9 protein-coding genes are annotated in these 12,319 nt (G+C 46.4%); 4 read left to right on the forward strand and 5 right to left on the reverse strand.

Features of this window, described 5'->3' with window-relative positions:
- Positions 1-9: 9 nt before the first annotated feature.
- Positions 10-660 (forward strand): phosphatidylserine decarboxylase family protein, encoded by a 651-nt coding sequence (locus tag R3D00_29610; protein ID MEZ4777371.1) that lies wholly within the window; start codon positions 10-12, stop codon positions 658-660.
- 3 nt (positions 661-663) lie between these two features.
- On the opposite strand, the gene R3D00_29615 is transcribed toward R3D00_29610, so the two are convergent.
- The 4 genes from R3D00_29615 to recJ form a co-directional block, all read right to left on the reverse strand.
- Positions 664-2,193 carry a GH3 auxin-responsive promoter family protein gene (locus R3D00_29615; GenBank protein MEZ4777372.1) on the reverse strand — a complete coding sequence of 510 codons (1,530 nt, stop codon included), beginning with the start codon at positions 2,191-2,193 and terminating at the stop codon, positions 664-666.
- Positions 2,193-2,921 (reverse strand): LPS export ABC transporter ATP-binding protein, encoded by a 729-nt coding sequence (lptB, locus tag R3D00_29620; protein ID MEZ4777373.1) that lies wholly within the window; start codon positions 2,919-2,921, stop codon positions 2,193-2,195. The genes R3D00_29615 and lptB overlap by 1 nt, the downstream gene beginning before the upstream one ends.
- 86 nt (positions 2,922-3,007) lie before the next feature.
- Positions 3,008-5,596 (reverse strand): T9SS type A sorting domain-containing protein, encoded by a 2,589-nt coding sequence (locus R3D00_29625; GenBank protein MEZ4777374.1) that lies wholly within the window; start codon positions 5,594-5,596, stop codon positions 3,008-3,010.
- A gap of 25 nt (positions 5,597-5,621) precedes the next feature.
- Positions 5,622-7,361 (reverse strand): single-stranded-DNA-specific exonuclease RecJ, encoded by a 1,740-nt coding sequence (gene recJ / locus R3D00_29630; protein ID MEZ4777375.1) that lies wholly within the window; start codon positions 7,359-7,361, stop codon positions 5,622-5,624.
- Positions 7,362-7,555: 194 nt separating this feature from the next.
- Here recJ and R3D00_29635 point away from each other — a divergent pair, with 194 nt between their 5' ends.
- Complete coding sequence (locus R3D00_29635; protein MEZ4777376.1) at positions 7,556-9,934, forward strand: gliding motility-associated C-terminal domain-containing protein; 2,379 nt, start codon at positions 7,556-7,558, stop codon at positions 9,932-9,934.
- Positions 9,935-9,942: 8 nt separating this feature from the next.
- Here R3D00_29635 and R3D00_29640 read toward each other — a convergent pair whose 3' ends face one another.
- Positions 9,943-11,064, reverse strand: coding sequence for a mandelate racemase/muconate lactonizing enzyme family protein (locus R3D00_29640; GenBank protein MEZ4777377.1), 1,122 nt, complete (start codon positions 11,062-11,064; stop codon positions 9,943-9,945).
- A gap of 70 nt (positions 11,065-11,134) precedes the next feature.
- On the opposite strand from R3D00_29640, the gene R3D00_29645 reads away from it, so the two are divergent.
- Positions 11,135-11,887 carry a HisA/HisF-related TIM barrel protein gene (locus tag R3D00_29645; protein ID MEZ4777378.1) on the forward strand — a complete coding sequence of 251 codons (753 nt, stop codon included), beginning with the start codon at positions 11,135-11,137 and terminating at the stop codon, positions 11,885-11,887.
- A 33-nt stretch (positions 11,888-11,920) separates the two neighbouring features.
- Entirely contained in the window at positions 11,921-12,304 is a 384-nt protein-coding gene (locus tag R3D00_29650; GenBank protein ID MEZ4777379.1) for a diacylglycerol kinase family protein, read from the forward strand.
- Positions 12,305-12,319 lie beyond the last annotated feature (15 nt).

Below are 12,319 nucleotides of genomic sequence, written 5' to 3' on the forward strand. Positions count from 1 at the left end.
CCATTCATTATGACCTTAAAGTTACATAAAGAAGGAAAAACCACTATTCCGGTATCCATGTTAGTTATAGGGATTTTACTGGCTGTAGGTTTTTGGCTGCATACAACGCTTGGGTATATTTTATTATTCCCCGCACTGATACTGGTTTTTCTGGTATTCAATTTTTTCAGAAACCCTGATCTGAATATAACCCCCAATGATGCCCATATTCTTTCTCCCTGTGATGGAAGAGTCGTCGTCATCGAAGAAGTCGACGACCAGATATATTTCAACGGAAAAGTCATTCAGGTGAGCATTTTTATGTCTCCGCTGAATGTGCATGTAAACCGAAATCCAATTGGCGGGACGGTAAAGATGGTAAAATATTTTCCCGGAAAATACCTTATGGCATTCAACCCCAAATCTTCCTCTCTCAATGAGCAAACCTATGTGGTAACTGCCAATGACCGGGTTACCGTAGCTTACAAGCAGATTGCAGGTTTTCTCGCCCGCAGGATTCGGTGGTATATCAAAGAATCTGACACAGTCGCTCAGGGAGCCGAATATGGTTTTATCAAGTACGGATCCAGAATTGATATTCTGATGCCCGTATCCTGCAAACCACAGGTAAAGCTGGGCGATACGGTAAAAGCCGGGCTTTCACTGATTGCTACTGTGTAGCGATCAACTGCCGACGGCAACCATTTTCAAAATATCTTCCAGATAATCGCGGTTGTTGGCCAGGCGGGGCACTTTGTGCTGTCCGCCGAGTTTCCCTCTTTTTTTCATCCACCGGATAAAAGAGCCTGAGGGAAGTGCATGAATCACCGGAGGCCCCAACGCCAGATTTCCCTTGCGTTTAGCTTCATAGTCGGAGTTGACCGTTTTGAGCATTTCATCGAGTACCTCGCCAAATCTGCCGATATCTTCGGGGGTTTTTTCAAACTCAATCAGCCATTCGTGCCCCCCCCTGCTGCCACCATCAAAAAATATGGGCGCAGCCGTATAATTTTCCACCCGGGCACCGGTAACCAAACAAGCCTCACTGATAGCTTTTTCAGCGTTATCTACCATCAGCTCCTCCCCAAAAGCATTGATAAAATGTTTGGTTCTCCCGGTAATTTTTATTCTGAAAGGATAAAGAGAAGTAAACATGACCGTATCACCGATCATGTAACGCCACAGACCGCCGTTTGTGGTGATCACCATCGCATAGTTGCGATTGGTTTCTACTTCTTCGATAGTATATGTCTTTGGATGATCCTCATCCAGATGTTCAACAGGGATAAATTCGAAGAATATCCCATAATCTAACATCAACAACAGATCATGGCGGGAAGAATCATCCTGTAACGCAAAAAATCCCTCTGAGGCATTATAACAATCCATATAGGTCATCTGATCTGAGGGAATCAGGGTCTTGAAATGTTCCCGGTACGGATCAAAACTCACTCCGCCATGGAGAAATAATTCCAGATTGGGCCATACTTCCAGCAGGTTGTGGTCCTTCATTTCGAGGAGTTCAAAGATCTTATAAATCAGCACCTGCGTCCAGGTGGGAACACCGACGAGACTGGTTACATCTTCATGCATTACCTCGCGGGCCATGGCGACAACTTTCTCCTCCCAACTGCTCATAAGGGCAATATTTTTTCCCGGCGTGCGCACCAGTTCATAAAACCGAGGGAGATTTTCGGTAAGAACGGCGCTCACATCGCCAAAGTGGATAGACCGGTTGTTGGGGTTTTCAGAAAGGCTGCCACCAATGGAGAGCGATTTTCCGGTAAACAGCTTACTTTCGGGCTTATTGTTGAGGTAAATTGCGAGCATATCCTGCCCGAGGCGATAATGGCAATCATCCAGAGACTCCTGAGTAAGAGGGATAAACTTGCTTTTATCGTTGGTTGTGCCCGAAGATTTGGAAAACCAGTGGACTTTGCCCGGCCAAAGGATATTAGATTCACCCTTAAATGCCCGGTCTATATAGGGAAACAGTTGTTCGTATGTACTGATCGGAACTTCTTTCCGGAAGTCTTCCAGTGATTGAATGTGGGGAAATCCATAGGTATTCCCAAACACGGTATCTCTGCCTTTTTCCAGCAGATGCCGGAAAACCCGATGTTGAGTTTCTGCGGGATTCAGCACAAAATTCTCGATATACTCAATCCTTCGTCGGAGAATCCAGTGGGCGATTTTATGAACCAGTAACAACATTACCGCTTGAGTTGGAAGTTTTCACCAAGATATAACTTTCTCGCTTCCGGGTTGGATGCCAGTTCTTCGGCAGTGCCTGACAGCTTGAGTTTACCGTCATATAGCAGGTAAGCCCGGTCTGTGATATTCAGGGTTTCATGCACATTATGGTCGGTGATCAGCACGCCGATATTTTTTTCGATCAGCTTCATGACCAGGTGCTGGATTTCCTCCACGGCAATCGGGTCGATGCCGGCAAAAGGCTCATCCAGCAGGATGAATTTAGGGTTGACGGCCAGGGCTCTGGCAATTTCAGTGCGACGGCGTTCGCCACCGGAAAGTACTTTTCCCGGGCTTCGTCTGATCTCATTGATACTAAACTCATCCAACAGTTGATCTACGCGATGCTGGCGCTCTGCTTTAGTAAGTGAAGAGCCCATTTCCAGTACAGCCATGATGTTATCCTCCACCGTCAGGTTGCGAAATACTGATGCTTCCTGCGCGAGGTAACCAATCCCCAGCTGACCTCTTCGGTACATTGGCATACGGGTAATATCATTATCGTCGAGGAATATTTTTCCCGCTTGTGGCTGGATCAACCCTACGATCATATAAAAAGAAGTCGTTTTCCCGGCACCATTTGGCCCTAAAAGCCCTACAATCTCTCCTTGCTTTACTTCCAGAGAAACATCATTGACGACTGCTCGTTGTTTATATTTTTTGACAAGATTTCTGGCTGTCAAGATCATGATTATCACACTTTATGCTGTACATAAGTTACAAAAAAAAGCGACACCAGGAAAGGCATCGCTTTTCTGTATGCTAAAACTATATATTATCGAATTAATACCCATTTACGATAGGTAGTAAAGCTTTCTCCGGAAAGTCTGCAAATGTACACACCTGCCGGGATATTTTCTGCATTCCAGGTTTTCTGATGATTTCCCGCGGCAACTGGTTCGTCTTTTGTGACAGAGTATATCATTTGTCCTGAAAGGTTGTAAATCCCTATAGAAATTCTGTCGGCCACAGGTAAGTCAAACGAGATCGTACCCATACCGCTGCTCAATGGGTTGGGGTAAACTTTCAGCTCCCGGCTGTTCAACTCCGATTCCATTGCCGTACGTACTCCCTGTGAGGCATAAAGCAAACCTAACCCGATATTTTCGGGCTGATTTTTTTTACCCAGAATATAAAAATCATCTCCCACAAGGTGAAAATCAAAAACATTGGAAACTTCTGCACTATTGTCTGTAACGGATACGGGATTCCAGACGCCCGCTCCGTCTCGACGCACAAGACGCAGGTCGTCGTGGTTGGAGCTGTAGTTATACAGAATCCATGGCCGGTTTTCGGTATCGATAATCAGTTTCAATGGAGATCCAATCAGATTGGTGATATCTCCTATGACAACCTCATTGATGTTCCAGTTTACCGGACTGGTTTTTTCGGCAAGAAAGATGGCGTTGTTGTTGGCATCGCGAAAGGCAATGATAGGATCACCCTGGCTATTTACTCTGACTGAGCTAAACGAGGGGTTGTAATTAGATGCAGGCGTAACCGTTTCTTTTACCCATGCTCCGCCTAACGGCTTACGGGCATATTTCAGCTTTGCCTGAAAAGCATCAAAATAGGAAAGGTGGAGATTTCCCGCAGCATCTTCATACAGATCGGGACGCTGTCCGACAATGGCACTCGAACTGTCAAGTACCGAAAGATTCCACGGACCGGAAGGCGAACTGGCGCGGGCGTATTTTAAATGGCCTGTGTTCAGATCAAAATAACAGATATGAATGGAATCACCTTTTGTGGCCAATACGACTTCGCGTGGATTAGAAGCGGCATCCACAAGATTCGTTGACCAGATTCCGTTTTGCCTTTGGGCATATCGCAATTCTTTTGTGCGGGTAAACACATAAGCCGCGCAGGGTTCTCCCTGTGCATTTTGGTATAAGGCCACATTTGCACCGCCTTTACCAGGGGCATCTACGGGTGTAAAACTCCAGTTGTCATTCATCCGCTCTCCATAGTACAACTGTTCTTCCTGATATTCATTGAAAAAAATATGTGCTTCATCGTCGGTGCCATTTCGCACCATATAGGAACTCATATAATTTCCCCTTGTCTCTGAAGTAGTGGCAGTCTCATGCCGCCATACGGTTCCGGTTCGCTTGCGGGAAGAAAGTATGAGATAATCTTTGTCCGCCTCATAAGATAGAACAAACAGGCTGTCACCGTAGGTTTGTGTCCGGGTATAGGTATTGGTAATGACCTGCATCACTGTATCAAACTGCCAGCTGACACCGGCGTTGTAGGAGTACGAAACGACCATCTTTCGGTCAGGCACACTGTAATAGGTCAGATATACCGAATCGCTGCTGTGAGCAGCGATAGAATAATAACTCCGGTAAATGGTATTGGGAAGAAAGCGAAAAATATACGGCGTATAGCCGGGTGTGCCCAATTTGTTGAGATTGATCTGCGCATAATAAAATGTCTTTCTTGTCGGCTCTGAGCTCAACAGACCATAAAAAGTGGAAAGTCCATAAGTCACATGCAGGATAGAGTCTCCGGTCATCGCTGCATCTATGTAGTCAAAACTTTCCCGGAAGTGGCGGGCCTCCACGATATACTGTCTGCTGGTAGAATCTACCCGCGTAAGGTTCCAGTTATTGACATCATTGGGTTGTGAGGAAAATAGCAGGAGATCGTGGTTGTGAAAAGAATTGGTGATTGCCTGATATTTTCCTCCGGCGGAAGGTAAGATCCGACAAAATTCACCAAACCTGTCGCCGTCGGCGAGGCAGCCAGTCCCTTTCCTGTCGGGGATATCCTCAAAACCCGAGACCTGCCAGTTGTTGGTGCCCGTTCTGATGGCGACATTCATATCCAGATCATAGTTGTTGTAGATCAGATTAATGGGAGCCGGGCAGGAAACCTGGCTTTGAACTTTTCCATCAAAGAAAAGAATCACTGGCGCACCGGCCGCATTGATCATAATATCCAGCGAATGGTGGACGTAGGTTGGGAAATTGAGGTCCGCACCATAAATACCCAAATCTTCGCTTGATACAGTTTCCGTAGTCCATACACCGCCCGAACGTTTGGCATAGCGAAGATATGCCCGCCCCGATTCGTCCTGAATATAGGCGAGGTGTACATTTCCCGAACCATCTACTGTAATTGCGGAAGCAAAGCCCAGGGTGCCGTTATTGCTCACAGACTCGGCCGTCCATTTGCCCGTACTTTTTTGTCTGAAAGCGTACATCAGCCGATCGGTTTCTTTGTTCCAGTAAGAGACATGCAGGTTACCGCTGGCATCTTTCACCATATCGGGATTTGCGCCCGATTCATAGGTGTCGTCAATGATATTTTCATATTCCCATGTGAGAATCTGCGCCTTCAGGGAGGCGGCAGTACTCATTAGCCAAAGAGCAATTACGAAAAACTTAATATGTTGCATTAGGTTCATTTGATGGTCTGAAATCCTTGATTCTAAGATTAATTGTGACTTTCTGATTCCAGGTATTAAACATCGGTTGAAAGGCAATATCCAACAGTCCTTCCGGCATCTTTGCCCATTGGGCTGCCAGATTAAAACCGACCGCCTCCAACATAATATTTTCCTGTTGCAGGACAAAACGAACATGTGCCTCTTTTAATACAACCGCATGCAAAACTTTCACCCCTCGTGAAATAAAAACCGGTCTCCGGTTGCCCGGCCCAAAAGGTTCCATCCTGTTGAGCAGGCGAATAAACCGGCTGTCTATTTCGGAAAATTTCAGAGGTTGGTCGATATACAGAACGGGCGTTCGCTGTTCTTCGGTAAGCGTTTCGCTCACAATCTGATCAAATTTTTCTGCAAATCTTACAAAATCATCGGGGCGGAGACTGAGGCCAGCCGCATATTTATGGCCGCCAAACTGCAGCAATAGCTCTTCGCAGGATTCCAGCGCTGCATACAGGTCAAAGCCGATCACGCTCCGGGCTGATCCGACCAGCTTTCCATCTGCCATGGCGAGCAACACCGTAGGACGGTAGTGCTGCTCAATCAGCCGTGAAGCTACGATACCGATAATTCCTTTATGCCATTCCCGGTTAAATAATACAGTAGTAGATTTTTGCGCATACCTTTTGTCCTGGTCTATCATTTCCAACGCTTCCAGCGTGGTCTGGCGGTCCAGCGTTTTGCGGAGTTCATTGGAGTCATGCAATTCCTTCGCCAGAGATTCCAGCGCGTCGTGTTTACCCAGCAATACCTCTACCGCATCTTTCGCATCGCCAAGGCGACCGGCAGAATTGATCCGCGGCCCAATAAAAAATACCAGGTCTGATATGTCCCAATCCCGAGGTTCTGAAGCCTGTGCCATGATGGCCTTGATACCGGGCAGAGGCTGAGTTCTCAACTTATGTAACCCATGATAGGCAATGATTCGATTTTCTCCGGTAATGGGTACAATATCACAGGCAATACTGAGCGTTACTAAGTCACAGTATGAATGGAATGGATCGTAATCTGGTCGGGAGGAAAGCCAACCATTCTCTGCGAAGTTGCGTGTAATCGCTTGTATCAGCTTGAGTCCGACACCACAGCCGGTAAGTTCTTTAAATGGATAATCACAACCTTCCCGCTTGGGATCCAATACAGCTACCGCATGGGGAAGTACTGCGCCCGGTTGGTGGTGGTCGCATACAATGACATCAATACCTTGAGTCTGGGCATATCGTATCTGCTCTACAGCTTTTATTCCGCAATCCAGGGTAATGATCAGTCCGGCGCCTTCTTTTTTCGCAGAGTCCACGCCTGTAAAAGAAAGCCCATACCCTTCTTTATATCTGTCAGGAATGTAATAGGAGAAGTTAAACGCCCACTCGCTCATAAATAGCGCCAAAAGCGTAACTGCTGAAGTGCCATCCACATCGTAATCGCCATACAGCACAATCTTCTCTCCGGTCATTTTTGCCCGGATAATGCGGTTTACCGCTTCTTTCATGTCTCTCATCAGAAATGGATCGTGCTGAAGGGAACTGTCCGGAACAAAAAATGCGTTGGCGAGTTCGTATGATGAGATATTGCGCTGCAGGAGAATACTGGCGAGGGAATGGGGAAATGTATGCTTACTGCTGAGAGAAGCAGCCATCTGCTCAATGTTTTCTGAAGGAGGGTTAGGTTGAAGAATCCATTTCATACGAAAAAAATATGTGTGTTATGGTTGTTCGTTACTTAGTTGTACTCGTATTAGTATATATATAATTTTTTCTCAAATTTAGTCTTCACCACTCAAGAATCGGGATTTTTTTTCTACAGCTTCTGTCACAACGGTAATTGCTAAATTTCAGGAAAAAGCGGTTCTCATGGTTTAATGATCTTAAACAAACAAACATGATTTTTCCTTCAAACCCTCTTCGGTCTTTTTTCCTCCTCCTTGTCATGGTATTTTCTGCCGGACAGGTCTGGGGAGAACACCTGGTAGGTGGTGATCTTACCTATCGTTGTCTGGGAAAAACCGCCTCCGGACTGAATGAATATGAGATTACGCTTTATGTTTACCGCGATTGTATCCCGTCATTGCAGTTCCCGATTAGTAATACCCCTTTTGATCAAAATGTAACCATCTATATCCGCGATGGCCGCACATTTAACCCGGTCAGGCAATTGAATATTCCCTTTCGCGATTCGGTGATTCTGGAGCTTACCACGAGTGATACCTGTGTGGCTCCTCCGAGCGGGCTCTGTTATGCCCTTGCTACATTCAGAAATACCGTTACCCTGCCGGATAATCCAAATGGATATTTTCTCGCCTGGGCAAGATGTTGCCGTAACCGCACCATACAAAATATTCTTCAACCCGAATCTTCGGGTATGATTCTTCCGGCTTTTATCCCCAATACAGATGTTTGCAACAATTCTCCCGAGTTTGTGCAGACCTTACCTACCTATATTTGTGTAAATCAATTATTTGAATTTGACCATAGCGCCATAGACCCGGACGGAGATTCTCTCGTCTATGCCCTAACCGTACCCTTTACGGCAGGTGACCGTGCAAATCCTTTCCCCATCCCTTCGGCTCCGCCATACCAGGCGGTCAACTGGCGCCCGCCTTACGGCATAAATAATGTCATGAATGGCAGCCCTAATCTTTCCGTCAATTCCCGCACAGGCCTTATGCGGGTAAGACCCAGGCAGACTGGTCAGTACGTATTTTCGCTGTCAGTATATGAATACCGCAACGGTGTATTACTCAGTGAAGTCAAACGGGACATCCAGATCAATGTCATCGACTGCCCGATCAACCTGCCGCCTGAAGTAGAACGCCCGACTTCCTCTCAGGTAAATGGCGATACCCTTATTTTCTTCCGGGGTGTGGAATCCTGCTTTGACTTTAAAATTCTCGACCTCAACGGCCCGGGGGTAAAAGAGGATCAGGTAAAGGTAGTAGCCAGCGGAGAGGTATTCCAACTGGGTGCCCGATTTAACTCCGAACAAGGCCTTGCCCCGCTGAATGCCTCACTGTGCTGGGCTCCCTCCTGCGAAATTGATAATGTATTTAACCCGATGATCATCATTCAGGCAACAGATGATGACGACTGCCCGGGTCCCAATATTACCCTCGATACGCTGTATATCAAAGTACTTCCGGGAACTGTTTTCCCCCCAGACATGGAGTGCGTAAGTGTACTCAACAATAATACAATAGAAATAAGCTGGCAAGGTCTGAATGCCGGCAACCGACTCGGATTTCAAGAATATCAGATATTCCGGCAGGAAGGAAATGAATGGATTCCGCTCGCCTCGGTCACAGATCCTGCCGTTCATTCTTTTACAGATTCCACTGCCAGCAATACCGATACCCGCCAATATTGTTACCGGGTTCAAACAATCAAACTCTGTCCAGATCTTCTGGTCAGCGACCCCGGACAGGAATTGTGCTCTACTTCTGGGAATGACATTGAACTTTGCAGGGTAAGTGTTACACGCGACTCAGGGGTCGAAGTAGTGTGGAATCCGCTCTCGATATCTTCTTTTAATAGTTTCCGCATTTACAGAAAAGGAGACAACGAACAGGGCTACGAACTCGCTGACGAAATTTTTGACCCCAACGCCAGCCGCTGGCTGGATACTATGAACCAGGCCTCCGATGGTTCATGGTGCTACAGACTCGCTTTAGTAGATGCCTGTGGCTCCGAACTTCTGTCTCAGCCGCACTGCACCATATTCCTGAGTATCCGGGAAAATAATGACGAACTCCTCCTCAACTGGGGCAACTACCGGGGCTGGATTAGTGGTATCGGCGGCCATGAATTATTTTCTATTCCGGAGGAAGGCAATGACGAATTGCTGGGGAGTTTTGAGACTTTCACCCGAAACTATACCGACCGAACGGTGATTCTTGAAGAAGGAAAATACTGCTATCAGGTCAAATCTATAGAATCTTCCCCCGGCTGTGGCGTGGAGTCCTGGTCCAATGTCGCTTGTTATACCTTTATACCCCGGGTATATATTCCCAATGCTTTTACGCCCAACAACGACGGGCACAACGATGTCTTTTTCATACAGGGAGGGTTTATCCGAGACTTCCAGCTGAGCATTTTCAACCGCTGGGGTACCGAACTGTTTACCACACTTTCCATTGACAATGGCTGGGATGGTACATACAAAGGCAGCCCGGTTCAGGAAGGTGTCTACGTTTACCGCTTCTCAGGTACTGACTTTGACGGCAACCGCATCGAAAGAAGTGGCAGTATCACCCTTCTCCGGTAAAATATTTTTCAAATATCAACCCGGTATCGGTTGAGAACCTCCATATTCAGGTCAAAACCGATACCGGGTCTTTCCGGCACGTTTACATATCCCTCACTGTCCAGTTCTATCTGGGGATAAAAAATCTTACTGCGAAGCGGATCTACTTCGATGGGGTAGTACTCCAGAATTTCTCCATTGGAAACGCCGGCTACCAATGGTAGCTGTAATTCCTGTGAGCCATGTGGCGCTATAGTCAGACCCTTTGATTCGGCAAGGTGAGCGACATCAACAGCGACATCATAACCGGGGCAAATCGCCACGTCTACATTCAGCACATCTGCCCCCTGGCGGTCGGTCAACATCTGAAAATCAGCGAGTGTATAGTAATTTTCGCCGGTGGCAATCCTTACCGGAGACATTGCGCGGAGCTTTTTATACCCTTCAAAATCTGGCACTGTAAGCGGCTCCTCAAACCAGTAGATGTTATAATGGGCTAGTTCCTTTGCAAATGACATCGCAGTAGAAAGGTCACACGCACAATTGGCATCCACCATAAGGCTTACGTTGGGGCCAATGGCATCTCTTACCGCCGCGACTCTGGCCATATCTCCGGAGAAACCGGCCCTGGGATCGCCAATTTTCATCTTTACCGCCCGGGCGTTCATGATCTCCACATTATACAACATCTCATCCTGAAGGGCTTTCAAATCTTTTTTATCGGCATAATACCCTCCGGCGATATAGGCGGGGATTTTTGATTTGGCACCTCCCAGCAATTGATGTACGGATTTATTTTCCGCTTTTCCTTTAATATCCCAACAGGCAATCATAATCGCAGCCAGTACCTGGGTGTGAAATCCCGAAGAACCGAGAATCTTGATTTGTTTTACCCATAAATCCTGCAACAACTGCCGGGTATCCATAGGATTTCTGCCCAGCAGCAGAGGACGATAAAAGTTGGCAAACCACGGAAAAATGCGCTGTGGACGCGTAGCAGCCGTACCGCCATTCCAACCGATGCCGGTGATACCTTCATCTGTGTACAGTGTGATTTTGTGGAGGCTGGCATTTCCGTAGAAGTGACTACCGTTCCAATGCCCGGGGCGAGCCCATTCAAAAACCTCTGAGGTGATTTTTGTGATTTTCATTTTTTGGGGGGTCTGTAAACTGAATTTAGGAATTTTTTTGAGATCTCTCAGTTGTATTGTTAATTGGTACATGCAAATTATTCCCGCCCTATACATCAAAGAAGGAAAACCGGCGATATACCGTCCGGGTGATTACGAACGGCTCGAATTTCTCCCTTATGATCCTTACGATCTGATCGATGAGATATCGCGCCATAATGTTCAGCGTATCTATCTCGTAGATGTAGATGCTTCCATAGATAATGGTCTGGACAACAAGGCGCTCATTGCTTCCCTTGCCAACACGACCATCCCCGACCTGGAAGTCGGCGGAGGGATTAACAATATGGACTACCTCAAATCTTTACAATATTCGGGGGTAGACCATTTTGTGCTTGGTTCGGTGGTTTTTGAAAATTTTGATTTCCTGGTAGAAATCAGTGAGGCAAAACATATCCACAACGAAAAAATCATGATTTCTCTTGATTTACTCGACGGACAACTGACATGCCACGGTTGGACCGACCCTGCCGATGATTCTACCATGCGCTCAATGATAAGAAAATGTTTGGATCAGGGATTTACGCGTTTTATCTGTACGGATATTAATTCCACCCACAGAGAATCAGGTCCCGATATTCTTTTTTACAAAGAGTTGGTCGAACAGTTTCCCGAAGCAATATTTGCCGCTTCAGGTCAGATTAATACTTTCGAAGATGTTGACCATCTCAAAGCCGTCGGAATAAAAGAAGCAATTGTGGGGAATTCTATATACAGAGATTTTTCCCTGCTTGACCAGATTTCAGAATATAACCGCAAAGATGAAAAGGAAAACAAAAATTAATATCCTGTAATTCTTTGCAAAAGGGAATTCGACATGTCAGCCATTGCCAACTATTTACGATCCCGTATTCGCAGTTTTGGTTATGCTTTTAAGGGAATAGCCACACTTTTCCGTACCCAGGCGAATGCGCAAATTCATCTGCTGGCTGTATTGGTTATTTCTTTACTCGGATGGTATCTTGGGCTGAATGCCACGGAGTGGTGTTTAATTCTGATTTGTATGGCATTGGTACTGGTGGCAGAAGGCATGAATACCGCGCTGGAATTTTTGACAGATTTGGTTTCCCCCGATCCACACCCATTGGCAGGCAAAGCCAAAGACGTTGCTGCCGGAGCCGTACTGATCAGTGTGATTTTCTGTGCGGTTGTCTGGGGAATTATTTTTATCCCAAAGATTCTTACCTTACTGGCTAAATAAACCTTTCCAACTACA

It is taken from the genome of Bacteroidia bacterium, assembly GCA_041391665.1.
In the GTDB taxonomy this organism is placed as follows: Bacteria; Bacteroidota; Bacteroidia; order J057; family J057; genus JAGQVA01.

Excerpts from the sequence above, each read along its gene's own strand:
- lptB (MEZ4777373.1), bottom strand. The coding sequence starts at position 2,921 with ATGATCTTGACAGCCAGAAATCTTGTCAAAAAATATAAACAACGAGCA.
- R3D00_29640 (MEZ4777377.1), bottom strand. The coding sequence starts at position 11,064 with ATGAAAATCACAAAAATCACCTCAGAGGTTTTTGAATGGGCTCGCCCC.
- R3D00_29645 (MEZ4777378.1), top strand. The coding sequence starts at position 11,135 with ATGCAAATTATTCCCGCCCTATACATCAAAGAAGGAAAACCGGCGATA.
- recJ (MEZ4777375.1), bottom strand. The coding sequence starts at position 7,361 with ATGAAATGGATTCTTCAACCTAACCCTCCTTCAGAAAACATTGAGCAG.
- R3D00_29635 (MEZ4777376.1), top strand. The coding sequence starts at position 7,556 with ATGATTTTTCCTTCAAACCCTCTTCGGTCTTTTTTCCTCCTCCTTGTC.
- R3D00_29615 (MEZ4777372.1), bottom strand. The coding sequence starts at position 2,193 with ATGTTGTTACTGGTTCATAAAATCGCCCACTGGATTCTCCGACGAAGG.
- R3D00_29610 (MEZ4777371.1), top strand. The coding sequence starts at position 10 with ATGACCTTAAAGTTACATAAAGAAGGAAAAACCACTATTCCGGTATCC.
- R3D00_29650 (MEZ4777379.1), top strand. The coding sequence starts at position 11,921 with ATGTCAGCCATTGCCAACTATTTACGATCCCGTATTCGCAGTTTTGGT.
- R3D00_29625 (MEZ4777374.1), bottom strand. The coding sequence starts at position 5,596 with ATGAGTACTGCCGCCTCCCTGAAGGCGCAGATTCTCACATGGGAATAT.